The following is a 23,672-nucleotide window of genomic DNA, read 5'->3' as shown; positions in this document are numbered from 1 at the left end:
AGATATCTTAGAAGAAGGCTGAATGAAAACTAAATAATGGCTCACTGATGGCGATTGCTGAGGAGGTTGGCGAGCTTGGAGGCGCCTATAAGCGCGGATCACTCTTATCACTTCTTACCCAGGCATGGAACTCCAGCATAGGAACACAGGTTCTAATATTAAGTGCATCTGTGAAATCCCTGTCTATCCCCCTTGATAATGTCTTTCCCCGTCCAAGGCGTCCGTCGAGAGCCCCATCCAACAGAAGGGTCACAATGAGCCACCCGGGAGAGCAGCCGAACCAATATCCGGCTTTCAACCCAATCCCCCAGCCGATCGAGAAAAAGCCCGGCTGGTCAACGAAAAAGAAGGTCGGAGTTACGCTGGGCAGCCTGGCTGCGCTCGGCGTGACATTTTTCGCCGGTTTCGGCACCGGATATGAAGAAGCAAGATCCGACATCATTGCCGCTTACGAAGATGCCTTCAGCGATGCTTTCAGCAAAGACCTCGTTGAACCTGCAACTGACGCATCAGACGATTACACCGCGACGCAGGAACCGGAGTCACTCTACCCTGTGACGCTCAATGTCGGAGACTCTGTTGACGTGCCCTGCTCGATGTACTCGCCGGAAGATGGCACGTGCATGACCCTCACACTCACTGAAGTTAATTCACAAGCGGTATGCCCGGAATCTAATCACGTTGGCCGCTTCGTCTCTCTGGCTTTCGAAGCAACGATGCCCGCCGACGCAGATTCCGATTTCACCTCCCCTTTCCGCTCGTTCCCCTGGTCAGCCACCACCACTGATGGAAGAATGACCGGTGTTATGCCTGAGTCCTACTGCAATGGCGCAGGAACCCACAGTGACCTTCGCGCGGAGTTCCCGGGGTACTCGGCAATAGGCACCTCTTTCTTGCCCGTTCCCGACAATGTGGCAGAAGTTCACTTTGAGTCAGACCACGAGAATCTGTTCATCGTTCCCATCGAATAATCCGTAGTCACATCATCTCGGTTTTTCATGTGTCGTTGGCAAGAGACCGACGAAGACGAGAAACCAGTGCCCCATCACGGTAGAGCCCGCAGCGACAATCTACGTCCTCAATGTCTCGGCTTTAGAGCAATTGATGCCCTTCCGGATTTCCCAGAAAGGCATCAATCGCCCAACAAGTCCAACTACCGCTCCAGCACGAGCTTCCCGCAGCCCCGCTCGGCACGCGAGACACAGATCATCATGGTGTCGTTGGCGGCCTGCTCGTCCGCGGTGAGAATCGAGTCGCGGTGGTCCACGGAACCACCCAGCACCGCGGTCTCGCAGGTACCGCAGGTGCCGGTCTTGCACGGGGCCGTCCCCTGTTTGGTGGACACGCTGACCCTGGCCCAGAATGGGCCGGAGAATGCGAGAGACCACCATGCCGAAGAACACCTACACCGATGAGTTCAAAGCCGACGCGGTCCGGCTCTACGAGGACACCAAGGGCGCTTCTTTTTCCTCAATCGCCGTGGACCTCGGCATCAGCCGGGCGACGTTGAAGAACTGGGTCTACGCCGCCCGCAGGGCCCGCGGCGTCCAGCCCAGCCGCACCGCCGAGGACCCCACCGACGAGCTGCTGCGCCTGCGCAAAGAAGTCCAGCACCTGCGCTCGGAGACCCAGAAGCTTTCCACCGAGCGCGATATCCTGCGCAAGGCCGCGAAGTATTTCGCGGGAGAGACGACCTGGTGATCCGCTTCCAGTTCGTTGACGACTACGCCACCACCTACTCGGTGAAGCGGTTGTGTCATGTCCTTAATCTGAACCGGTCAAGCTTTTACAAGTGGCGGGACGGCAAGCCTGCCCGCAGGCAGCGCCAGCACGCCGATGAGGTGCTGGTGGCCCAGATGCGGGACTACCACGAGGAGTTCGACGCCACGATCGGAGTGCGCCGCATGACCGCCGAAATCAACGACACCGCGCCCACGCCGGTCAACCACAAACGCATCGAACGTCTCATGTGCCAGCACCAGATCGTCGGGGTGAGCCTGCGCAAGAAGAAGCGCACCACCATCCCGGACCAGGACGCGAGGGTCTTCGACGACCTCGTCGGCCGAGACTTCACCGCCGAGGACTGCAACCAGCTCTATATCGGCGACATCACCTACTTGCCCTGCGGGAAAGGAGAATTCATGTACCTGGCCACGGTCATCGACGTCTGTTCCAGGCGTCTGGTCGGCTACTCGCTTGCGGACCACATGCGTACCAGTCTCGTCCAGGACGCGATTGAGGACGCGGCACGCACGAGAGGCTCCCTGGACGGGGCAATATTTCACTCGGACCACGGCAGCGTCTATACCTCCTCAGCGTTCCAGACCACGTGCCGGAGGCTGGGGATCCGCCAGTCGATGGGCCGGATCGGATCGAGTGCGGATAACGCGATGGCTGAGTCGTTCAACGCCTCGCTGAAGCGGGAGACGCTGCAAGGTTCTGGTGGTTGGGCGTCGCCGGTTCAGTGTCGACGGGAGGTGTTCCGGTGGATCACGAGGTACAACACACGTCGTCGGCACTCCGGGATCAGTTACTTATCGCCGAGAGCTTTCGAACACCGCGCCACGGCTGTTACCGTGGCACCCGCTGCTTGATCAATCCTGCGTGTCCACTCAAAGGGGGACACCCCCCACGAGGAGATCACCGGCAGGCCCGCCCGGTCGGCGGCCTCGAGAATGCTCTCCCCCGCACCAACAGCAACGGTCCTCCCCGACCCCGCGAACTCCACCTCGAAGGCCTCGTCCTCGTAGTCACGGGTGATCACCTTCGGGGAGAAACGCTCCAGGCGTAGGCTGTTCTTCGGCCAGTGGGCCGAGCCCTCCTCCACCGCCTGAAGCAGACCCTCCGGGCCGCAGCAGTAGATCAACGTGTCCTCGACCGCCTCACCCAGCACCGACGGCAGGTCCAGGTGGCCGAGCTCGTCCTGCGGGACGAGCTGCACCTTGTCGCCGTACTGCGAAAGCTCATCGACGAACGCCATCGACGCCCGCGTCCGCCCGCCGTAGACCAGCCGCCAGTCCCTGCCTTTCCGCTCGGCCTCGCGGATCATCGCGAGGATCGGGGTGATGCCGATGCCGCCGGCGATGAACAGGTACCGCCCGGCGTCGACGAAGCGGAAGTTGTTGCGCGGCCAGGACACGGTGACCGTGTCGCCCTCCTGCACCCGGTGCGCGGCCACGGATCCACCGCGTCCGTCGTTCTCGCGCAGCACCCCCACCCGGTAGGCGGACCGGTCCTCGCTGTCACCGGACAACGAGTACTGGCGCAGCAGCGTCTCCCCGTCCGTGTCCGACCCGTCCGTGCCCGACCCGTCCGTGCCCGCCAGGTGCAGGTCGATGTGCGCGCCGGGCCTCCACTTCGGCAGCTCGCCGCCGTCGGGGTGGCGCAGCGTCAACGACACCACGCCCTCGGATTCCTCGCGGCGCTGCGCCACGCTCAGCTGAAGGGTGCGCACCACCTGCTGCCTGGAGAACTCGACGTCCGCCACGTCCCAGTGGACGTTCAGCGAGCGGCGGGCCGGGAGCAGGGCGAAGCGGACGAAGTCGAGGGCGTCCGGATCGTCCACGCGGACGGAGGGCAGACGCTCGAAGAGCACCTTCAGACCGGTCGCACCCTGGACGCGGGCCAGCGGGTTGCCCAGACACTTGTGGCGGCCGGTGGAAAAGGCCAGGTGGTCCTCCGGATCGGGGCGGTGGATGTCGAAGGCGAAGGGGTCCTCAACATACGAGGGGTCCGTGTTCACCGAGCTCAAGGCGATCCACACCATGTCGCCGGCCTTGATCTGCGCGCCGGACAGCTCGACGTCGATCATGGCCTTCCGCGAGGCGAAGGTCGACGACGGGCGCCGGCGGACGGTCTCCTCGAACACGCGCGGCCACAGCTCGGGCTCGAGCAGGGCGTCGTCGAGGGCCTCGGGGTTCTTCTCCAGGAAGAGCAGGGCATTGGCCATGGCCTGGGCGGTGGTGTCGGTGCCGGCGGCGGCGAACTCGGTGAGGTGGATGGCGATCTGGTCCGCGCCCAGGATGAACTCGCCGTTCTCATCCTTCTGCGATGCCATGATGGAGATCAGGTCACGGGCGTCCGACTCGCGGCGGGACTCGATGATCTCGCGCAGTCGCAGGTTGGCCTCCGTGTAGCGGGACCAGACGATGGAACGCTGCGGCTCCTCGAAGGGCTCCTGGGCGGAGGCGAGCACCTGGAAGAAGTCATCGCGCAGCTGCTTGATGAAGTCCGCGTACCCGTAGCCCAGTCCCATGTGGGCCAGCAACGTCTGGGTGGTCAGTTCCAGGCAGTAGTCCTCGAGCAGGTTGCCCTTTCCGTTGTTCTCGAAGGAGTCGATGATGCGGTGGGCGCGCGCCTCGATCTCCGGGGCGAGGGCGTCCATGTCCGCCTGCAGGAAGCCCAGCTGGGCGACGCCGCGGGCGATGGTGTGGCCCTGCGGGTCAGAGCCGACGAGCACGCGGGAGATCAGGTCCTGGGAGATGACGTCGCGGTACTGCTCGGGAACCTCGATCATCGCGGAGTTCGCGGCCGAGGAGAACTTCCGCCAGTCACCGAGCACCTGCAGCGCGTCCTCGCGGCGGGTGATGATCCAGGCGTTGAGGTGCGGGTAGAAGAAGGTCGGGGTCTCATCACGGACGGAGGCGAAGTGAGCCGCCGGATCGGAGAAGTAGTCGTCCCCCATGGCGTCGAAGCCGTGGGCGAAGGGGCACTTGCCGGCGGGTGCGGTCTGCTGCACGGTGGTCATGGTGACCTACCTTTCTGCTGGAACGGTGAGGGGGCGTAGGCGTCGGTAAGCGGAGGTCAGACGGCCGCGGCCACGACCATGGTGGACAGTTTCTGGAAGCGGGCGACATTGTCGCCCTCGTCCATGACCCCGGAGGACAGGAAAACGAAGGTCAGGTCGCGCTCCGGGTCGACCCAGAAGAGGGTGGAACCGGCGCCGTAGTTGCCGAAGGTGCGCGGGGAGGTAAAGGGTCCGAAGAAATTCGGGGCGGTGCCGGTGCCGGACAGGGAGAAGCCGAGGCCGAAGTTGCCGGCCGGGGTCTCCCAGCTGCGCTGGGCGGCGAGGCCGGAGTACAGGTCGTTGGGCATGTCGCCGGTCTGCAGGGTGGTGGCCTGCTCGACGACGGCCGGCGCGATGAGGTGCTCGCCGTCGACCTCGCCCCTGCGACGGAAGAGCTCGGCGAACTTGAACACGTCATCCACGGTCGAGGTCGCACCCACCCAGGGCATCTCGGCGTCGGCGGTGATGTAGTCGTTGAGACACTCGATATCTTCCGGGGCGAGCCAACCGTCCTCCGGCACATAGACCTTCAACGGGACGGCGCGGCCCTCGTTGGCCCTGGGCAGGCCAAAGGCGGTGTCCGTCATGCCGAGAGGCTCGAAGACGAGGTCGCGGGCCAGGTCGCGGAAGTGCCCGTAGCCGTAGGCGCGGCGGACCATCTCGCCCATCAGCGCGTGGTTGATGCTCGGGGCGTAGTTGAGGTTCGTGCCGGGCTCGTTGACCACGTCGACGGAGCCGAGGGCGGCGATGACGTCGGCGAGCACGCCGAACCTGTCGGCCGGCAGGCCCGGGTCCGGGGTGGCGGGCATGCCGGAGCGGTGCGTGAGCAGGTGGGCGAGGTTGATTCTGTCCTTGCGCACGGCGCGGAAGGGATCGGTGCCGAGGAACTCCGGGATGAGGTCGACGACCCGGGTGGACAGCGCGAGCTTGCCCTCCCCGAGCGCCCGGTAGGCCAGGGTGTTGGTGAAGGCCTTGGACATCGACAGGATCCGGTAGACGTCGTCCCGCTTCGTCGGGCGACCGGTGGCACGCTCGGCGTAGCCATAGGTGCCCTGCAGGGCGATCTCGCCGTGGCGGGCGACGATCAGGTTCACACCGTCATAAGATCCGCGCTCGATGTCGGCGTTGATCTCGTCCTCGAGCCGCTTCAGGGCCTTCTGGTTCATGCTCATGTGGGGGTTTCCTTCCTGCTGCCTGCTTATCGACGTCCGCGGTGGCTGCGGTGGTGGGGACCGCTTGAGGTTTAGGTGAGGTACGCGCCGCCGGAGGGCGAGAGAATCTGGCCGGTGTAGTGCGTGCCGGCGTCGGAGGAGAGGAAGACGAGCGTCTCGGCGATCTCCTCCGGCTCGGCCAGCCGCTTGAGCGGCTGCATGGACAGCAGGGCCTGGACGTGGTCGTCACCGGACTGGGTGAGCAGCGCGGTGTTGATGCCGGCCGGGGCCAGGGCGTTGACCCGGATATTGAAGGGCGCGAGTTCGCCGGCGAGGGAGCGGGTCATGCCGATCACGGCGGTCTTGGAGGCCGGGTAGTAGGCGGGCATCGGCAGGGCGACCAGGCCGGCGACGGAGGCGAAGTTGACGACCACTCCCCCGCCGGCGGCCTTGAGCAGCGGCGCGGCGGCGCGGGTGGTGAAGAAGGTGCCGTTGACGTTGATCTTCATCACCCGGTCGAAGTCCTCGTCCGGGATCTCGGTGAGGAACTCGGGCGTGAACGACTCCCCCGACTTCATCGCGTCCATCATCCGGTGGTTGATGGAGTCCAGCCACTCGGTGGCCCGCCGGTTCGGGGTGTTCACGCCCGCGGCATTGATGAGGATGTCGAGCCTGCCGTGGTCCTGGTTGATGCGTTCGAAGGCTTCATTGACGCTCGCGGAATCAGCGATGTCGAGGGCGATGGTCGTGACACTGTCCTCCGCACCGAGCTCCCGGTCGAGGTTGTCCCGGGAGATATCCAGGGCGTAGACCCGTGCGCCCTCACGGACGAAGGCGCGGACGGTGGCCAGCCCCATCCCGGAACCGGCACCGGTGACCACGGCGATCTTGTCCTCGAGAGCAGTGTTCGGGTGGAGAGCCATGCCATTCCTTTCGCCGTGATGTGTGTTAGGGCACATTCAAACAGGATGGATGGACAGGTATCTAGTGAAAGGATGAAAGTGAGCGCTTTGGGAACGCAGGTATTCCCTTTGCCGCCCCCGGATAGGGCTGGAGTTCAGGATCTCGGTGACAGCTCAAGGCTCTGGGGGAGCTTGAGACACGCGCCGGCGTTATTCCCACGCATTTCCGGAATTCCATTCCCGGAATTCCCCCTTCTCTCGACATGATGAGCACCAGCTTCAGATGCCACCAAGACCTTTCGCGCGCCTGAACAGCGGGATTGACTGCATCCCAAGCGCGGCAAGAATATCGGGGTGGAGGTACGGCAACAGGGCCGCACCCAGCCGGAAGACTCCGAGCTCGAGATGGCGGGCAGGCGTGGGAGGACAGCAGATACATTGCGAACGCGTTCAGCAACTGCTTGTTTGCTGTTGTTTAACCCGGGGTTTTCACGGGAAGTGGCCTGCCACGGGCTAATGACACCGAGCGCGCCGACCGCTCTCTCGATGCCTCCCCGGGTGTCGATAAGCGAAGTCCTACCCCGCGTAGCCCGCGATCTCGCCCAGTGCCTCGTCAATGATGTCGAGCCCGCGGACCAGGTCCTCCTCGGTGATGGCCAGCGGCGGGGCGATGCGGGTGCGGTTCATGCCGATGTACGGCCACAGACCGACTCGGCTGGTGATAAGAACGACAGATCTGTGTCGGGGTCAGCTCCATGATCTGCGGGCACCTCGACAATGGCGGTGCCGATCACGTCCACCTGCCGACGAGTCAGCCGATCGAGGAGCCGAGGGAGGAGGCCGAGCTGCCGAGCAGGCTGGAGCCGCCCGACGGCCGGTCGCCTTCCCTGTCGTGGCCGCCGTCAGCGTCATAGAGGGGGTTCGGAATCGTGATCGACCGGATCTCCTCGTTGATGGTGTTGTCGGCGCCGTCCTCGGCGACCGTCCCGAAGTCCCGTGCCGTGATGACCATGCGGTCTTCGTAGGCGTCGACGGTCAGACCGCGGTTGATGTCACGGGTGACGATCTCGGTGGCGTCGGCGGTGTTCTCCCCGCGGGCATCCCATTCGACCTGCATCGAGGCGGTGTTGACGGCCCAGAAGCCATCGGGGTGGCCGGTTGCGCTACGCCGCTGGACGGCCCAGTCGCCGTTCTCGACCGGGTAGTGGGTGTGTCCGGACAGCATGATCGCGTTCGGGTGATCGGACAGCATCCGGGTGAGCAGGTCGTTGTGTTCGTAATGCTCGCTGTACTGCGGCATCCAGGTTCCCCCGGTGGTGTTGCCCAGCGGGAAGTGCGAGGCGACCAGCACCTGCCGGCCCTGGGCGGTCCAGTGGTCGAGCCGCTCGTCGAGCCAGGTCAGCTGCTCTTCACTCATCGGGACCTCGGGCGGGCGCTGCTCCTCCTGGCCCAGGACCAGAACCGGGATATCGACGCCGGCACCCTCGAGGACGTACTCACCCCACACCTGCTCACGGTCGGCGAATTCCAGGAAGCGGTCCTTGTGGACCTCCCACGGCGCGTCCGAGTAGGACTCGTGGTTGCCGATCGTCGCGACGAGTTCGGGCAGGATCTCCTGCCGTTCCTCCATCACCGCGTGGATGTCGGCCCACTCGTCCTCGGTGCCGTTCGGGACGATGTCACCGACCGTGATCAGGCCGGAGGCGTCGGGACGAACGGTGTGTAGATCGGCGAGCCCGTGCGACAGGTCGTCAGGGTCCCCCTGGATATCGGAGACGACCCAGGCCGAGGTCGCCGGGACGTCGGCCTCCGGCTGGGCCGCACGGACCGCAACCGAGTCGATGGCCCAGTACCAGCTGTTCTCGTCCGCCTGGAAGGACCAGTTGAATACGGCATTCTTGGCGCCGGCGGGTACCTCGATGCGGTGGGTCTCGTTCGCGCTGATCACCCGGCCGTCGTAGTCATCGGTGACGGTGGTCGAGTCATACCGGACGACCTCCTGCGGTGCCCCTCCGTCGAACGAGATCGTGACCGTCGCCGACTGGCCCGCCCAGCCGCGGTAGTGCGAGTCGAATGACAGCTCGACCGCGTCGAGCCCGCCGACCGGAACCTCATCGGAGGTAAGGGTGGTTGTGAAATCATGCGCTCCCGGGTGGTGGTCGTGGAACTCATCGGAGTCCGCCACGGCGATGACCCCCTGGGCGCGTGAGAACCGGTCGCGCATCTGGTCTTCGGCATCCACCCAGAAGTCGCGGGTGGTGAAGGACCAGCCACGCCACTCCTCTGCGCCCACCCCTGCCATCGAGAGATCGTTCTCGACGGTCCAGCCCTCCGGCGCGGTGCGGGTGAAGCCGACGGTGCCGTCGTCGATGCTCGGGTCATTGACCCGCTGCTTCAGCTGAGTGGCGAGCCCGTCAAAGGATTCGCGGGCGATGACGTCGTCGGTGGCGCTGGTGTCGGCGGGCCGGGGTGCGAAGTCGACGGGAGCGGCGTGGGCCACCGGAGTCAGCAGGGTGGCGGTAGCGAGTCCGGCGGCGAGTGCCGCACGGTGGAATCGGGGATTAGACATGGGGCATCCTGGTATTTGTTCGAGAATGTACTGGCGGTACTGAGGGAAAACGGCCTGACCTGCGTCTCGGTGACGTGGTTTCGAACCGTCAACGGAGGACAGATGAAGGGGTGGGCCCGGGTTGCGGGCCGGCAGGGGCAGGCAGCAGCGGCAACTGAGTCTGGTGAAGGCGGCCGCCTCTACATCAGCCGGGCCAAGAGATCAGGACTGACTGGAGAAGGCCCCACCGGGCATGGACGACATGCTGCTCCCGGGAAGGGGGCGGTCGCCGGAGGGGTCGGGCTCATCCTCGGCCGGTTGCGGCAGGGCCGGGGCGTCGCCTTCCTCGACCTTCTCGAATCCGCGGGGAGTGTCCGCGGTCCACTTCATCAGGTGGAGCGTCGCGGACTCGCGCTTCTCACCCGATGAGAGGTCATCGAAATCCTCGGCGAGGTAGAAGTACCCGTCGCCGATCGGCTCGATGCCGACGTCCGCCTTGTCCTCAAAACCGGTGATTCCGGTTGCGGGGTCGACGATCCCCAGGTCCGCGAGAGGCACGACCAGCCCGGAGTCCTCGACCGGCTGCCCCTTCAGCTCCTCGAGCTCCGGCTGTGAGGCACCGTCGACGACATACAGTCCGTAGTTGGGGAACTCGGGCTTGGAGCCGCGGTAGACGCCGAGGTACCACAGACCGCTGTGGTCGTCGTAGGTCAGATTCTGGACGCCGTAGCGGGTGTTGCCGGTGGGCACGAAGAATTTGCTGTCCTCGTCGGCGGGGCCGGACTGGTGCGGATCGGCCTGCGTCAGCGGCTTCTCGTACTGCGCCCACTCCGACGTGTCGTACTCCAGGATGACCTGGTAGTTGTTGTCGTCCCGCTCGTTGTTCTCGTAGATGCCGTACGCGACCATGAGCCGCTGCTCCCCGTCCGGATCACCGAACCTGGGCCCGAAGGACACCCCGTCGATTCCGCTCGAGCCGTAGCGGTGATCGGGGGTGTCGGCGACGTCGCCGTCAAACACACCGTCACCGTTCATGTCGGCGGTGAAGTCCTCGACGACCTCCTCGAGGTAGACCGCTGTCACGATGCCGGAGTCCTCGGCGTCCATGCCGACCTCGGTGATCTTGTCCACGTCGAAGATCGCGATGTAGAAGGACTCCTCGTCCTTGTACTCCAGAGAACCGTAGACGCGGCCGTCCTCCGGGTTGAAGTCGAGATCGCCCAGGTGCCCCGTGAAGCCCTCGACGGTGCCGATCACGTTCCCCTGGAGGTCGGTCTTGACGAGCATCTGGGTGAACGAGTGGTAGACGTACCCGTTCTCCTCGTCGATGGCGATGCCCTGGATGTGACCGGCGTCCCAGGATCCGGAATCGATGGTGAGCGGATACGTCGGGCCTGGATCAGCGGCAACGGAAGGAGCCGCCGCTCCGACGGAACCGGCGAGCAGGGCGGGGGCAAGGACCAGGGCGAGGTGCCGTAAACGCAACGTATTCTCCTGAACGGGGACAGCGGGAACTCATCAGGCAGATGAGCCGGTCAGCCACCGTAGAACACGGGTTTGAATGGCGGATTTCCGGAAGGTGAAGGGTTGCCTTCCGGTCAGTGAACTCGGGGTGCAGAGTAGCCCGGGTACAGCTCGCCGCAGGACACCCCCGGGTTTTCACTCTTTTTCACTGCGACCGCGTAGGTCCACGGGACAGCCCCGCCGCCCGACACCTGAAACGCATAAGTGGCAGGAACGGGCGTCGATAAGCGAAGTCCTACCCCGCGTAACCGCCGATCCCACCCAGCGCCTCGTCAATGATGTCGAGCCCGCGGAGCAGATCCTCCTCGGAGATGGTCAGCGGCGGGGCGATGTGAGTGCGGTTCATGCCGATGTACGGCCACAGGCCGGCCTTCTTGCAGGCGGCGGCGAACTCGTTCATGGGCGTCATCTGGTCGCCGGAGGGGTTGTAGGGCACCAGCGGCTCACGGGTCTCCTTGTCCTTGACCAGCTCGATGGCCCAGAACAGGCCGAGACCACGGACATCACCGACGATGGCATGCTTCTCGCGGAGCTCCTCCAGCCGCGGGCGCACGACGCGCTCGCCGAGGTCGCGCACCCGCTCCAGGATGTTCTCCTCCTCGAAGACCTCGAAGGTGGCGACCACCGGCGCGCAGGCGAGCGGGTGACCGGAGTAGGTCAGGCCACCCGGGAAGGGCTTCTCGGCGAAGGTGTCGTGGATCTTGTCGCTGATCACCACCCCACCGAGCGGGACGTAGCCGGAGTTGCTGCCCTTGGCGAAGGTGATCAGGTCCGGGGTGACGTCGAAGTTCTCGAAGGTGAACCAGGTGCCGCAGCGGCCGAAACCGACCATGACCTCGTCGGCGATGAACAGGATGCCGTACTTGTCGCAGATCTCCTTCAGGCCCTTGAGGTAGCCGACCGGCGGGACGATCACGCCCATGCCGCCGACGACCGGCTCCATGATGATCGCGGCGATGGTGTGGGCACCCTCGAGGACGATCTGCCGCTCCAGGTGCTCGAGGGCGCGCTCGGACTCCTGTTCCTCGTTCTCCGACCAGAACGGCGACTGATAGGTGTACGGGCCCTGGAAGTGGACGACGCCGCCGTCGGTGTGGCGGTTGTTGAAGCGGCGGGGCTCGCCCGTGAGCGTGATCGCGGTGGCCGTGGCACCGTGGTACGAGCGGTAGGCGGCCATGACCTTGTCCCGGCCGGCGTGGATGCGTGCCATGCGCACGGCGTTCTCCACGGCCTCGGCACCGCCGTTGGTGAAGAACACATGGTTCATGCCCTCTGGGGCCACGCCCGCGATCAAACGCGCGGCCTCCGAGCGAGTGTCATTGGCGAAGCTGGGTGCGATGGTGGCCAGCTTCCCGGCCTGCTCCTGGATCGCCTGGACCAGCTTCGGGTGCTGGTGGCCCAGGTTCAGGTTGACCATCTGGGAGTTGAAGTCGAGGTACTCATTGCCCTCGAAGTCCCAGAACGTGGCGTTCTCGCCGCCCGCCACCGGCAGTGGGGAGATCTTGTCCTGGGCGGACCAGGAGTGGAAGACGTGCGCGCGGTCGAGATCATAGGTGGCCTGGCCGGCCTCCGGGTCGGGACGGGTCGCAGCGGACACACGGGACGGTGCTGACATGGTTGGGCGCTCCTCGGTCATCATCGGACGCCGCCGGTGCCGCGTCCGGGACAATTCTGTGGTGGAGACCACTCTAAGGGAGTCCGGGGCAAGTTTCCGGGCTTCGCGGCAGATCCCCTGCAGGCACCCACGCGCAAGATCCGACATCGGTGACCGGGTAAAAATGCATTTTCCCTGTTCGTGACCGAGGGTCGCCCGAAAAAATACACCTCGCTGGCCCTCTCACCACGGCAGCCCGATCGGCCGAATGGAATCCCACCACTCCCCTTCCGCCCGCGACTACATTGGGCCCCATGAGGAAGCTTGGCCTGATAGGCGGTACCGGTCCGGAGTCCACACTCATCTACTACCGGCGCATCACCGAAGCCGTTCAGAAAGCGGCGGGTGAGACGACGATCCCGCCGATGACGATCGAGAACCTCAGCGCGTTCGAGGTCTTCGACTTCTGTGGGCGGCAGGACTTCGACGGACTGACCGACTACCTGCTGGCGGGGCTGGACAATCTCGCGGCGGCGGGGGCCGAGGCCGCCGCCCTGACCGCCAACACCACGCACATCGTCTTCGACCGGCTCGCGGAATCCTCCCCGATTCCGCTGATCAGCTCCATCGACTCCACCCGCCGGGCCGTCACGGAGGCGGGCGTCGGCAGCGTCGTGCTGCTGGGAACGGAGTTCACGATGGCCAATGATTTCCTGGCCTCACCGCTGCGCGAGGACGGGGTGCACGTGGCCGTCCCGGACGGCGAGGAGATCGGCTACATCCAGGACCGGATCGCCACCGAACTCGAGCACGGCGTCGTCACGGACGAGACCCGCGACGGGTTCCTGCGGATCGTCGACCGGTTGATCGCCGGCGACAGCGCGGAACTGGTCATCCTGGCCTGCACCGAGCTGCCGCTGCTGTTCAGCGGCGGGTCCCTGCCGCTGCCGTCCCTGGACACCATCGACCCGCACGTCGCCGATCTGACCCGCGCGATCCTGGCCGACTGAACCCCTTCAGCTATCCCTCCAGGATCCTGGTCAGCAGCCGCGCGACCCGGTCCGGGGCCAGCGAGCGGCCCAGCGCCAGCGCCCTGTCCAGGCCCGAGACACCGTGGTGCACGCGGACGAGGGGCTGCTCAAGTACACGGAGGCGCGCACCGTCGCCGTGCAGCGGGTGCTGCCGATCAGCGGGCCGCCGGAGAAGCCGAAGGAGAAATACGTTTCGGCGCTGTCCACGGCCCTGAAGCTGGGCAAGCGCGTGCTGCGCTGAAGATTGCCCGGTCCTACAGCTCCGGCATACCCGCCACGTAGGCGGCCTGCCCGAGGTGCTGGACGGCGTCGTCCACGATGGAGGTCAGCCGCACGCCGCGGGTGACCGGCGGATCCCAGTTGTGGTCGATGACCTCGTCCCACTGCGCGGGCTCCAGGCTCCCGGCGTAGGCGATCAGCGCCCGCAGGCACTCCTTGACGTAGTCCTGCAGCGTGCGCTGGTCGCCGGTTTCGATCGCGGCGGCCTGCTCCACGTCATGCCCGTAGCCGAATGAGTCGCCGGCCTCACCGAGGTTCAGGCGCTCACGGAAGCCGGACTCCTCCCACACCTGGGGCCGGTCGTTCAGTGTGGAGAGCTGCACGTCGATCTCGCGGCCGGTGTGCCACAGCAGCCACGCCACGGAGTTCGGGTGTCCGGCGGGATGGGCGTTGAGTTGTTCTGGTGTGAGCTCGGGCAGCTGGTCGACGGCCCCGGCCGGCCGCTCGGCGAAACCACGGAATACCTCATTTGCGTCCATGCCCCGCACCCTACCCGCGCCGGCGGCTTCCGGAGCGGGAAATTTCCGCCTCAGTCCGCTTGGACCGGTTCGGCCGGGCCGTCGTGGTGGGTGGCCTCGAGCGCGAGCGTCACGACGTCGCGCAGGTCGTGGCGGGCGGAGTACGCCTCGCGCTGGCGCCGGGCCCCGGAGCCCTCGCCCAGCATGTCCGCCACCGCGGCCTCCACCGCCGCCTCCTCCCCGTACTCGATGAACACCGGGCGCAGGCTCTCCAGCAGATGGCCGACCACCTCGCCGGCCGGGGCGGGGGCACCGGTGACGGGGTCGATCAGGCCCGTGCCCACGCCGTGGCGGCTGGCCTGCCAGGACCAGGTCCGGAGCACGGGGGTGGGCGTACCGGGGGCAGGGACCCCGGACCGCCAGTTGCGGGCGGAGGTCTCGACCAGGGCGCGGGTGATCGTGGCGAGCACGGCCGCGTGCTCCGCCTCCAGGCACACGTCGGCGACCCGGATCTCCACGGTGGGAAGGTGCTCGCTCACCCGGGCGTCGAAGTAGAGCATGCCCGTGTCCATGGGCACCTGGGTGCTCAGCAGAGCGGCCTGGTAACGGTCGTAGGCCTCGGCCGAACCGAAGACATCGGTCGGCCCGGTCGTGGGCCAACGGTTCCATGCCTGGTAGCGGTAGGAGGAGAAAGCCGTGTCGACGCCGCGCCAGAACGGGGAGTTGGCGCTCAGCGCCAGGAGCACCGGCAACCACACCCGGATCCGGTCCAGCACGGCCACCCCCTCCTCCCGCGATTCCACCGCCACGTGGACGTGGAAGCCGCAGGTGAGCTGCTCCACTGCGGTGAGCCCGAACTGTTCACTGATCCTGCGGAAGCGCGGATCCGGGACCAGGTGCGGGGTGAGCAGTTCGGGGACGGTGGGAAGAGCAATCACCCGGGCACCCAGCCGGGCGGCGGCGGCGTCGGCCAGGGCCCGGCCCGCCCGGATCGCCTCGAGCTGATCGGCGAGAGTGGTCTGCGGCGGGGAGACGATCTCGATCTGCTCCTGCTTGAACTCCAGGGCCATCTTGTGTTCGGTCTGTGCCCGCTGTTTGTGCAGGGCCACCGTCCTCCCGCTGACGGGCAGCGGGGTCAGGGTGGCCGCGTCGACCAGGAGCAGCTCCTCCTCCACCCCGAATGTGCGCACGGCCCGGCCCTCCCCGTGATCAGCGTTGCCCTGTGGTTTCACGGGACTCACCCCGCCCGGTGGCGCGGTGGCCACATCCCGAACGGCTTCCGGCACAGCGGCGATGTGGGGCCCGGCCGAGAAGCCGCGCCACCGGAGAAGGCGGTGGGCGGAAACGTGGAGACGAACAGCATGGCCATGACATACTCCCTAAGGACGGCGGGGATCAGCCTTGGTTCAACGTTAGTTCCTCTCCGTCATGTTTGCTCCGGATCAGGCCGTTTTCCTGTTGTTTTCCCAGATACGCAGCAGGGGCGCAGCCGTACCCGGGACAGCGCGGGACGAGGGAGAACGAGCGGTCCACCGAGGACATGGAAGCGCCGACCCCCGCCTCGTCACGGTCGCCCGGTTTCCCGGGCGGGTAAGAGAAGGTCGGCGTTTTCTTCCGGTCCGAGGGGCACTTAACGCCCGGCGTCCGGATCCATGTGCGGTCGCGGCTGGTCGGTCTGGTCGATGTTCTCGGTGGCCGGCGGCTCGGCCTGCTCGGCACCTTGGTCACCCATGCGTTCGTCGGCCAGGTCGCGGGCGTTTCCGATCCGGTCGGACTGCCCCTCGTCGAGACGGTCAGTGGCGGCCTGCTCCGCCTTGTCCAGTCCGGCGTCAGTCTTGTCTTCGTCTCCCAGGAGATCCTTGGCCTTGTCCTTGGCCTTATCCATGAAACCCATAGCCTGAGTCCTTTCCGTGATCGGCTATCTGCTTCCTTCTGTTCGACTCACCCCGGAGGGTGGGTATATCCCCGACGGTACCGACACACCGAAGGAGGTTCCACGTGAAACATCGCTTCGTGATCCGATGTTGACCCAATGGAGACGCCCACCCGTCAAACGGCAGGTTCCACGGAGATGTTTCACGTGAAACCGTCACCGTTCCAGGTACCCGGAATCCAGTGTCCCGTGCCGCGAACAGGACGCCGACCACCCCTCGGGGCGCACCTGCACCTTCATCCGTCGTCCACACAGCTGACAGAATCTGGGGACCTCCAGCCCAGCGCGCGCGGCGGGTGAGAGTCTGACCTCCGCCCCGGAGGCGAGTTCCTGCCCGGTGTTGGGGTGGAAGAGCGGGGGCTCGCCGGCGAGCACCGCAGCGGCCAGCTCGTCGGTCAATGCATGGCTTGCCACTGTCACACCGCCGAGTTCAGGGCCTTGATCGGCAGCTGGACGCGGTCCATCATGTCCAGATCCTGTTCCATGGGCCGGCCCAGCGTGGTCAGGTAATTGCCCACGATCAGCGCGTTGATACCGCCGAGCAGCCCTCGTTCCGCCCCGATCTCGCCGAGCGTGAGCTCGCGACCGCCGGCGAACCGCAGGGTGGTACGCGGCATGGCCAGACGGAAGGCACCGATGGCCCGCAGGGCGTCGGCGCTGTCCATGACGGGATAGTCGGCGAACGGGGTTCCGGGACGCGGGTCGAGGAAGTTCATCGGCACCTCGGCCGGTTCAACCTCGGCGAGCTGGGCGGCGAACTCCGCGCGCTGGGCGAGGGTCTCCCCCATGCCGAGAATGCCGCCGGAGCAGACCTCCATGCCGGCGGCGCGCACCAGTTCGAGGGTGGCGCGGCGCTCCTCCCAGGTGTGGGTGGTGACGACCTGCGGGAAGAAGGAACGGGCGGTCTCCAGGTTGTGGTTGTAGCGGTGCACGCCGGCGGCGGCCAGGCGTTCCACCTGCCCCGGGGTGAGCGTGCCCACTGATGCTGCGACCTGAATGTCCACCTCGGCGTGGATCGCGGCGACAGCCTGCTCCAGCTGGGCCATCAGCCGCTCATCCGGCCCCTTCACGGCCGCGACGATGCAGAACTCGGTAGCCCCGGTCTTGGCGGTCTGCTTGGCGGCCTCGACGAGTTCGGCGATGTCCAGCCACACGGAGCGAACCGGGGACTCGAAGAGCCCGGACTGCGAGCAGAAGTGGCAGTCCTCGGGACAACCACCGGTCTTGAGCGAGACGATCCCCTCCACCTCAACCTCCTCACCGCACCAACGCAGGCGGACCTGGTGGGCGAGTTCAAGGAGTTCGGGGATGCGGTCGTCGGCAAGCGTGAGTACCTCGAGCAGCTCGGGCCCGGCGAGACCGGCGCCTTCCTCGAGAACTTTGCTGCGGGCGCGGGTGAGGATGTCGGTCATGGTTCTCCTTGGGCAGGTGGTGGAGGCGTAATTGAACAACGTTCAAGAATGTCTGGAAGCAGTCTAGCCCAGAAATTGAACGGTGTTCATGATTTGCCCTGGACAGCCCGCCACCCTGGTGGCATCATTCTCCGACAGGCTGAAGGCCCCAGCGAGCGAAGGGAATGCGCCGGAGCAGGAAGGAGAATGACATACCCAGGCCCTCCCACACCCTCCCCGGAAATCCCCATCCCGCCGGAGTTTAGGCACGCCGGAGACCAGCCTTTCCTTCGAGCAGCCCCGCGGCCTCGGCAACTCGCCCGGCTGGCTAGATGATTCACGGGTGGGTAACCATTCCCCTACCCCCTTCAATCCAGACATTCAGCGCAGCAATGTCAGTGAGTGTCAGCGGCCATGAGCAACTGACCGATGGCGATTGCACGACCAAGGACTACTCAATGGCGGGAATCGTGGGGAAGGCCGGTGTCACCTGATCGGGCCCCCTACCGGCACCTGCCACCCCATTCGGGAGGAACGCTCACAGCAGAGGATTAATTTGGGGACCACTCATTCCCGGCATGGACACCACGTGGCACACACCAGTTTCAAAAAGATCCCGATTGTTATCGCACCTCTTCAGACAAGGGTGACAGAGACGTGCAGCCTCCGGAATCGGCCCCTGGCAGCACAGCATCCTCCATCAACTCGCGCCCCGCATGCCTTCAAGACACTCCACGATGTTTCACGTGAAACCTCTACCCCACCAGGCCATGTTCCATGTGAAATCGCTACCCGTGACGTAATTGAACCGACCAGAAACCGAGGGAATCTGCCCCTACGTGAACCGCTCGGGCTTCACTTTTCCGCTTCCCGACGCCCCCGCAGGAACATGACCGCCCCGACCGACAGCACACCAGCGGTCAGCCAGGGCCGGGCAACGAGAAAGGGGTCGATCCAGGTGTGGGAGAGGTCGGCGCGATTTCTCCCGAAGCGGGAGGAGAAACCGTGGTGGGTGAATTCGCTGCGGATCCCGGTCTCCGTGGTCGGATTGTCGGGCCGCAGTGTGAACATGGACCTCATATGGTGTTCACCGGCGTCGACCCGGTCAGCAGCCAGGAGCAGCAACCAGTGGGCGGCCCGCGCCTCGCTGAACCGGTTGTAGGCGAGCCTGCGGATCGGTGCCGCCAGGCCTCGGAGCGGTTGGGCGGTGCCGAAGACCGGGGTGAGGAATTTATGCTCGATGGAGCGTTCGCGCGGTTGCTTCTCCTCCTGGCGTTCGGGGAAGTCCCAGTGGGCCCCTGTATCCAGGTCGGTGCGTTCACGCGGGACGGAAGGCCGGTCGGCAGGATCGAGGTCGACGCCCCAGCCGGGAATCTCGGCGCGTAGCTCGTCGCTGCTCCTGCGGCGGGGCGGTTCATCTGCGGTATACGGCATGACGTGTCCTGGGCCTCTCAGTCGGCGTGCGGCAGCACCACGGTCTTGATGCAGCCGTCGAGTTTGCTCGAGAAGATGTGGTACCCCTCGGCGATGTGCTCGAGCGGGATGCGGTGGGTGATGATCTCGCTGGGGGTGAGATGGCCGTTGCGCACATGCTCGAACAGACGCGGCCACTGACGCTTGACCGGGCACTGGTTCATCCGCAGCGTCAGACCCTTGTTCAGTGCGTCACCGAATTTCACGGCGCTGAACATCGGGCCGTAGGCACCCATCACGGAGATCGTCGCGCCCTTGCGCACCGAGTCGATCGCCCAGTTCAACGCGATGGGTGACCCGCCCTGCAGCTTCAGCTTCGCGGAGGTGACGTGCTGGAGAAAATTGCCGTCCGCCTCCGCCCCCACCGCGTCGATGGCGACGTCCGCGCCGTAGTGGTCGGTGATCTTCTTCAGGTGGACCACGATGTCGTCGTACTCGTTGAAGTTGTACGTCTCCGCGTGCGCCATCGTGCGGGCCTTCTCCAGCCGGTCGTCGAGGTGGTCGACGACGATCACCCGGCCGGCGCCCATGAGCCAGGAGGATTGCGCGGCGAACAGGCCGATCGGCCCCGCACCAAAGACGACGACGGTGTCACCCTCCACGATGTCCCCGAGCTGGGCGCCGAAATAGCCGGTGGCGACAGCGTCGGTGAGCAGCAGCGCGTCCTCCTCCGCCATCCAGTCCGGGATGAGAGACGGGCCGACGTCGGCAAAGGGCACGCGCACGAACTGGGCCTGCCCACCGTCGTAGCCGCCACAGGTGTGGGAATAACCGTAGATCCCACCCGCCGCTGTGGCGTTGGCGTTCACATTGTGGCAGTTCGAGTACAGGCCACGGGCGCAGTAGAAGCACGACCCGCAGAAGATGTTGAAGGGGACCATGACCCGGTCCCCTGGCTTGAGGGTCTGCACGGAGGGGCCAACCTCGTGCACCACGCCGATGAACTCGTGGCCCAGCGTATGGCCAACCCGGGTGTCTGGCATCAGGCCATGATAAAGATGCAGGTCAGAGCCGCAGATCGAGGCCATCGTGACCTTGATGATCGCATCGTTGGGATGCTCAATCCGGGGCATATCCTTGTTTTCGACGCGGACCTTATAAGGGCCCCGATAAGCCATGGCGCGCATGGGCTCCACCTTAGGGATAGACCAGCAATTGTGAGCTGCGTCCCATTCTCCCCATGTTCACCCGCCAGGTCAACGAGTTCCGGAGGACAATATCGTTCCGGCTCCCGGATCACGTCCTGCGGGGGCGTAGACGAGCAACCGCACCTCCAGTGCTCCGGCCCACGCCGTCCCACCCACCGACCAGCAAGGCCGCCATCACCCCAAGGGTCCGACTTCCCCCTTTGGAGCCGCCGTCACGATCGTCGCGACGGTGATCATCCTCGTCATCGTCGTCCAGGGCCTCCAGGTTCCGGCAACTGGCCGTCCCGCCGCTCCCGCCACAACTGATGCTCGTCGCTGAAATATCCACCCTCACCGGGGCTCTCCCGGTGGGAGCGGTTTTCCTGCGGGGGCGGCTGCCGGTGCCTGACCTAGAGTGGTGTGGTCAGACGAATGAAAGGTGGCCTTCCCCCGTGACCCTCTACGACGACACCCTCGCCCTCCTGCGGGAGATGATCCGCAACGCCTGCGTCAACGACCTGACCCCGGACTCCGGGCAGGAGATCCACAACGCCGACACCCTCGAGCGTTTCTTCGCCGGCACCCCCGGCATCCAGGTCTCCCGCTACGAGCCGCGGCCGGGGCGCACGTCGATCGTCGTCACGGTTCCCGGCACCGATCCGGAGGCCGAGCCGCTGACCCTGCTCGGCCACACCGACGTCGTGCCCGTCCACGAGGAGCGGTGGGAGCACCCGCCCTTCGACGCTGAGATCGTCGACGGCCGCCTCTACGGCCGCGGTGCGATGGACATGTTGTTCATCACGGCGTCGATGGCCGCGGTCACCCGCGACGCCGCGCGCAACGGCCAGCCGAAGGGCACGCTGACGTTCGTCGGCATCGCCGACGAGGAGGCCCGCGGCGGCCTGGGCGGCAAGTGGCTGTCCGAGGAGCACCGCGACGCGTTCTCCTGGCGCAACTGCCTGTCGGAGACCGGCGGTTCCCACCTTGAGGTGGCCGACGGCACCGACGCGCTGGTGGTCGTCGTCGGCGAGAAGGGCGCGGCCCAGCGGCGCCTGCACGTCGGCGGCGACGCCGGCCACGGCTCCAACCCCTTCGGCAAGGATTTCTCCGTGGTCAAGATCGGCGAGGTCGCCCGCCGTATCGCCGCCATCCGCACCCCGGTCAGCTCCGACGAGATCTGGCAGGGCTTCGTCCGCGCCTTCCGCTTCGACAACGACACCGAGCAGGCCCTGCTCCACGGCACCGATCCGGACGCCTACGAGAAGTTCGGGCGGCTGGCCGCCTACGCCGACGCGATGAGCCACCTGACCATCTCGCCGACCGTGCTGCACGCCGGCGGGGCGATCAACGTGCTGCCCAGCCACGCGTACATGGAGCTCGACATCCGCCCGCTGCCCGGCATGACCCAGGACGACGTCGACCGCGTGCTGCGCGAGGGCCTGGGCGACCTGGCCGACGAGGTGCGCATCGAGCGCCTCATCTCCGAGGAGGCCACCGTCTCCCCGACCTCCGGACCGTTGTATGACGCGCTCCTGGCCACCTTCGAGGAGTTCTTCCCCGGCGTCCCCGTCGTCCCGACGATCTCCGCCGGCGGTTCCGACCTACGCTTCGGCCGCCGCCTCGGGGGCGTGGGCTACGGCTTCGCCCTGCACGGCCGCGAGCGCACCCTGGCCGACGTGTTCTCCCAGCTGCACTCCCACGACGAGCACCTCGACCTCGAGGATCTCGACCTGACCGTGCGCGCCTACCGCTCGCTCGTGCGGCGGTTCGTGGGGGCGTAGCGGTTCGCTTGCCGACGCCCGCGTGGGGCGGGGCGGGCGTCGGCAAGCGGGATACCGGGTGGTGCATATCCACGCACCCTTTTTCGCGCCCCAAACGGCTGACACGGTGACCTGCGGAAACAGCGGGCCTGAAAAGTCGCACGATTGTAAGTGCGTGGATTTGCCCCATCGCGGTCCAGCCCGGTCCTCGCCATGGCGGCCGACGCCAGTGACCGCCCGCAGCCCCGCGCCCCCGACTATCCGGCGGATGTCCGAGTGGTTGTTGGCCGGTGGCTCCGACCCGCGCTTCGGCCACCGCCTCGGGGGCGTGGGGCTACGGCTTCGCCCAGCTGCACTCCCACGACGAGGACCTGACCGTGCGCGCCTACCGCTCGCTCGTGCGGCGGTTCGTGGGGGCGTAGAGAGCCGCTTGCCGACGCCCCCGCGCACGGAGGGCCCGCACCGGTGGTGTTCTGCCTTTCTGGCCCGCAGAATTGCCCCCGGGCCACCAGTGGAGATCAGTCCTCCGGAGACGTTCCGTCCAGGGCGTCTGTTGCACCTGCCGGAGGGGCGGAGTCGGTCAGAGGCCGGCGTGCGGGCGGGGACTCAGCGGACGTGAGAAATCCTCAGGTGTCTGTGGTCAACAGTCCAGGCAGTTCGTCGACGGGGGCGACGACCACGTCGTAGATCTTCCAGTCCAGTTCCCTGCAGCCGTCGCGCGCCTTGATCAGGCTGTCGACGGCAATCGTCTCGGGATGCGTCGGCACCACGAACGCCTCGACGTGGAAGACCTGCCCTTCCTCACGGACCCGACACCCCGCCTCTTTCACCCACGACAGGCCAAGCAGGTAGCGGTTGACCTGCGCGGGGAGCGGATGCGGCTTCGATTCACCCAGAGCATCAGGAGTGGAATCAATCAACGAACTCAACGAGGCCCACAGATTCCGAATCCCGTCCCACAGGATGTCGAGTGAGATGATGATCGCGGCCACCGCATCGGCCCACCAGATGCCGACCCCGACACCGAGCACACCAACCACCGCGGCCAGGGACGACGTCCAATCCGCCTTGTTCATCTTGCTGTCGGTGAACAGGACCTTGTTGTGCAGCTGCTTGGCCGGCTCAATTTTCATCCGGCCCAGAATCAGCGGTGGGATGGCGCCGGCGACCAGGACCGCCACCATCAGCCAGCCATGCCAGATCTCAAACCCGAAGATCACCATCAAGCCGATGTCGGGCCGCTGGGCGTTGAGCAGGGACATCGCCGACTGAACGAAGAGGAAGCCTCCGAATCCCAGCAGGGCCGTGGCCGACAGGAAATGGGAGACGTCCATGGCCTGGTGAAATCCGTACGGAAACCGTTTGCTCGCCCGGCGGGCGAGGACACGTGTACCGACGAGAAATGACAGCGGAGGCACCAGAGCCAGAAGGTCCTGAATCCACGCCACCTGCATGGCCTGCGAGTTGCCCTTGACCAGGAACAACAAAGTCGTGTCGATAACCAGATAACCGAGCGTCAACCACGTGAGCATTATCGCCCGTTTCAATGCCCGCTGCTGAGCGCCCGGCATTCTTTCACGTTGCACCACTGTCATGCCATCGACTCCAATTCCTCCCGGTGTCATCGACCGGAGCTTCTCGTCCGACGCTGCTTCTGGCAATTCTTGGGGTTGTCTGCCTTACACAATCATCGGTATCAGAAGAACCGATACCCG

Annotated in this window: 21 protein-coding genes and 1 pseudogene; 6 read left to right on the top strand and 16 right to left on the bottom strand. The window is 65.8% G+C overall.

Features of this window, described 5'->3' with window-relative positions; genetic code table 11:
- The first annotated feature begins 254 nt into the window (after positions 1-254).
- A complete protein-coding gene (locus A605_RS15200; RefSeq protein WP_149029357.1) occupies positions 255-971 on the top strand; it encodes a hypothetical protein in 717 nt (238 codons plus the stop codon).
- Positions 972-1,153: 182 nt separating this feature from the next.
- Here A605_RS15200 and A605_RS00415 read toward each other — a convergent pair whose 3' ends face one another.
- On the bottom strand, positions 1,154-1,345 hold the full coding sequence (locus A605_RS00415; protein WP_015399524.1) for a 2Fe-2S iron-sulfur cluster-binding protein: 192 nt from the start codon (positions 1,343-1,345) through the stop codon (positions 1,154-1,156).
- Between the two features lie 44 nt (positions 1,346-1,389).
- Here A605_RS00415 and A605_RS00405 point away from each other — a divergent pair.
- A protein-coding gene (locus A605_RS00405; protein WP_149029457.1) for an IS3 family transposase occupies positions 1,390-2,594 on the top strand; the annotation gives its coding sequence in 2 pieces (ribosomal slippage) (positions 1,390-1,684 and positions 1,684-2,594; 1,206 coding nt in all).
- On the opposite strand, the gene A605_RS14910 is transcribed toward A605_RS00405, so the two are convergent.
- The 7 genes and pseudogenes from A605_RS14910 to A605_RS00375 all read right to left on the bottom strand — a co-directional run bounded on the left by A605_RS14910 (position 2,531) and on the right by A605_RS00375 (position 12,526).
- A complete protein-coding gene (locus tag A605_RS14910; protein WP_015399521.1) occupies positions 2,531-4,747 on the bottom strand; it encodes a cytochrome P450 in 2,217 nt (738 codons plus the stop codon). The two genes, A605_RS00405 and A605_RS14910, sit on opposite strands and share 64 nt — an antisense overlap.
- A gap of 56 nt (positions 4,748-4,803) precedes the next feature.
- Positions 4,804-5,958, bottom strand: a complete 1,155-nt coding sequence (locus A605_RS00395; RefSeq protein ID WP_015399520.1) for a serine hydrolase domain-containing protein — start codon at positions 5,956-5,958, stop codon at positions 4,804-4,806.
- A gap of 71 nt (positions 5,959-6,029) precedes the next feature.
- Positions 6,030-6,860: an SDR family NAD(P)-dependent oxidoreductase gene (locus tag A605_RS00390; protein WP_015399519.1), complete on the bottom strand. Its 831-nt coding sequence runs from the start codon at positions 6,858-6,860 to the stop codon at positions 6,030-6,032.
- A gap of 555 nt (positions 6,861-7,415) precedes the next feature.
- Positions 7,416-7,553: pseudogene (locus A605_RS16000) on the bottom strand (aspartate aminotransferase family protein); the annotation flags it as partial.
- A gap of 97 nt (positions 7,554-7,650) precedes the next feature.
- A complete protein-coding gene (locus tag A605_RS00385) occupies positions 7,651-9,408 on the bottom strand; it encodes a metallophosphoesterase (RefSeq protein ID WP_015399517.1) in 1,758 nt (585 codons plus the stop codon).
- Between the two features lie 201 nt (positions 9,409-9,609).
- On the bottom strand, positions 9,610-10,872 hold the full coding sequence (locus A605_RS00380) for a hypothetical protein (RefSeq protein ID WP_015399516.1): 1,263 nt from the start codon (positions 10,870-10,872) through the stop codon (positions 9,610-9,612).
- Positions 10,873-11,146: 274 nt separating this feature from the next.
- Positions 11,147-12,526, bottom strand: a complete 1,380-nt coding sequence (locus A605_RS00375; protein WP_015399515.1) for an aspartate aminotransferase family protein — start codon at positions 12,524-12,526, stop codon at positions 11,147-11,149.
- Between the two features lie 293 nt (positions 12,527-12,819).
- On the opposite strand from A605_RS00375, the gene A605_RS00370 reads away from it, so the two are divergent.
- Positions 12,820-13,515, top strand: coding sequence for an aspartate/glutamate racemase family protein (locus tag A605_RS00370; RefSeq protein ID WP_027004393.1), 696 nt, complete (start codon positions 12,820-12,822; stop codon positions 13,513-13,515).
- 103 nt (positions 13,516-13,618) lie between these two features.
- On the top strand, positions 13,619-13,777 hold the full coding sequence (locus tag A605_RS15190; protein WP_015399512.1) for a succinic semialdehyde dehydrogenase: 159 nt from the start codon (positions 13,619-13,621) through the stop codon (positions 13,775-13,777).
- 13 nt (positions 13,778-13,790) lie between these two features.
- On the opposite strand, the gene A605_RS00365 is transcribed toward A605_RS15190, so the two are convergent.
- The 7 genes from A605_RS00365 to A605_RS00335 all read right to left on the bottom strand — a co-directional run bounded on the left by A605_RS00365 (position 13,791) and on the right by A605_RS00335 (position 20,197).
- Entirely contained in the window at positions 13,791-14,294 is a 504-nt protein-coding gene (locus A605_RS00365) for a mycothiol transferase (protein WP_015399511.1), read from the bottom strand.
- Positions 14,295-14,344: 50 nt separating this feature from the next.
- The gene (locus tag A605_RS00360) at positions 14,345-15,463 is read right to left on the bottom strand and encodes a glutamate--cysteine ligase (RefSeq protein ID WP_015399510.1); all 1,119 of its coding nucleotides are present in this window, start codon (positions 15,461-15,463) and stop codon (positions 14,345-14,347) included.
- Positions 15,464-15,903: 440 nt separating this feature from the next.
- Positions 15,904-16,167 carry an antitoxin gene (locus tag A605_RS00355; RefSeq protein WP_015399509.1) on the bottom strand — a complete coding sequence of 88 codons (264 nt, stop codon included), beginning with the start codon at positions 16,165-16,167 and terminating at the stop codon, positions 15,904-15,906.
- Between the two features lie 195 nt (positions 16,168-16,362).
- Entirely contained in the window at positions 16,363-16,605 is a 243-nt protein-coding gene (gene bsaP, locus A605_RS15740) for a biotin synthase auxiliary protein BsaP (protein ID WP_425277970.1), read from the bottom strand.
- A 17-nt stretch (positions 16,606-16,622) separates the two neighbouring features.
- A complete protein-coding gene (gene bioB / locus A605_RS00345) occupies positions 16,623-17,618 on the bottom strand; it encodes a biotin synthase BioB (protein ID WP_015399508.1) in 996 nt (331 codons plus the stop codon).
- 834 nt (positions 17,619-18,452) lie between these two features.
- Entirely contained in the window at positions 18,453-19,031 is a 579-nt protein-coding gene (locus tag A605_RS00340) for a hypothetical protein (RefSeq protein WP_015399507.1), read from the bottom strand.
- Positions 19,032-19,048: 17 nt separating this feature from the next.
- Positions 19,049-20,197, bottom strand: a complete 1,149-nt coding sequence (locus tag A605_RS00335; RefSeq protein ID WP_015399506.1) for a zinc-dependent alcohol dehydrogenase — start codon at positions 20,195-20,197, stop codon at positions 19,049-19,051.
- Between the two features lie 452 nt (positions 20,198-20,649).
- Here A605_RS00335 and A605_RS00330 point away from each other — a divergent pair, with 452 nt between their 5' ends.
- The gene (locus A605_RS00330) at positions 20,650-21,978 is read left to right on the top strand and encodes a M20/M25/M40 family metallo-hydrolase (RefSeq protein ID WP_015399505.1); all 1,329 of its coding nucleotides are present in this window, start codon (positions 20,650-20,652) and stop codon (positions 21,976-21,978) included.
- A gap of 269 nt (positions 21,979-22,247) precedes the next feature.
- Positions 22,248-22,379, top strand: coding sequence for a hypothetical protein (locus A605_RS15185; RefSeq protein ID WP_425277946.1), 132 nt, complete (start codon positions 22,248-22,250; stop codon positions 22,377-22,379).
- 204 nt (positions 22,380-22,583) lie between these two features.
- Here the strand turns inward: A605_RS15185 and A605_RS00325 are convergent, their stop codons facing one another.
- The gene (locus A605_RS00325) at positions 22,584-23,552 is read right to left on the bottom strand and encodes a cation efflux transmembrane domain-containing protein (protein WP_015399504.1); all 969 of its coding nucleotides are present in this window, start codon (positions 23,550-23,552) and stop codon (positions 22,584-22,586) included.
- Positions 23,553-23,672: the final 120 nt, after the last annotated feature.

Source organism: Corynebacterium halotolerans YIM 70093 = DSM 44683, assembly GCF_000341345.1.
Taxonomy (GTDB): domain Bacteria; phylum Actinomycetota; class Actinomycetes; order Mycobacteriales; family Mycobacteriaceae; genus Corynebacterium; species Corynebacterium halotolerans.
Note: the sequence above shows the minus strand (reverse complement) of the source record. Positions and strands in the feature narration are given on the sequence as shown.

What these genes read in the sequence shown, in the direction of transcription:
- A605_RS00340 (WP_015399507.1), bottom strand. Translation starts at nt 19,031, where the DNA reads ATGCCGTATACCGCAGATGAACCGCCCCGCCGCAGGAGCAGCGACGAG.
- bioB (WP_015399508.1), bottom strand. Translation starts at nt 17,618, where the DNA reads ATGACCGACATCCTCACCCGCGCCCGCAGCAAAGTTCTCGAGGAAGGC.
- A605_RS00385 (WP_015399517.1), bottom strand. Translation starts at nt 9,408, where the DNA reads ATGTCTAATCCCCGATTCCACCGTGCGGCACTCGCCGCCGGACTCGCT.
- A605_RS00355 (WP_015399509.1), bottom strand. Translation starts at nt 16,167, where the DNA reads ATGGGTTTCATGGATAAGGCCAAGGACAAGGCCAAGGATCTCCTGGGA.
- A605_RS00395 (WP_015399520.1), bottom strand. Translation starts at nt 5,958, where the DNA reads ATGAGCATGAACCAGAAGGCCCTGAAGCGGCTCGAGGACGAGATCAAC.
- A605_RS00370 (WP_027004393.1), top strand. Translation starts at nt 12,820, where the DNA reads ATGAGGAAGCTTGGCCTGATAGGCGGTACCGGTCCGGAGTCCACACTC.
- A605_RS00390 (WP_015399519.1), bottom strand. Translation starts at nt 6,860, where the DNA reads ATGGCTCTCCACCCGAACACTGCTCTCGAGGACAAGATCGCCGTGGTC.
- A605_RS14910 (WP_015399521.1), bottom strand. Translation starts at nt 4,747, where the DNA reads ATGACCACCGTGCAGCAGACCGCACCCGCCGGCAAGTGCCCCTTCGCC.
- A605_RS00365 (WP_015399511.1), bottom strand. Translation starts at nt 14,294, where the DNA reads ATGGACGCAAATGAGGTATTCCGTGGTTTCGCCGAGCGGCCGGCCGGG.
- A605_RS00325 (WP_015399504.1), bottom strand. Translation starts at nt 23,552, where the DNA reads ATGACAGTGGTGCAACGTGAAAGAATGCCGGGCGCTCAGCAGCGGGCA.
- A605_RS00335 (WP_015399506.1), bottom strand. Translation starts at nt 20,197, where the DNA reads ATGCGCGCCATGGCTTATCGGGGCCCTTATAAGGTCCGCGTCGAAAAC.
- A605_RS00375 (WP_015399515.1), bottom strand. Translation starts at nt 12,526, where the DNA reads ATGTCAGCACCGTCCCGTGTGTCCGCTGCGACCCGTCCCGACCCGGAG.
- A605_RS15200 (WP_149029357.1), top strand. Translation starts at nt 255, where the DNA reads ATGAGCCACCCGGGAGAGCAGCCGAACCAATATCCGGCTTTCAACCCA.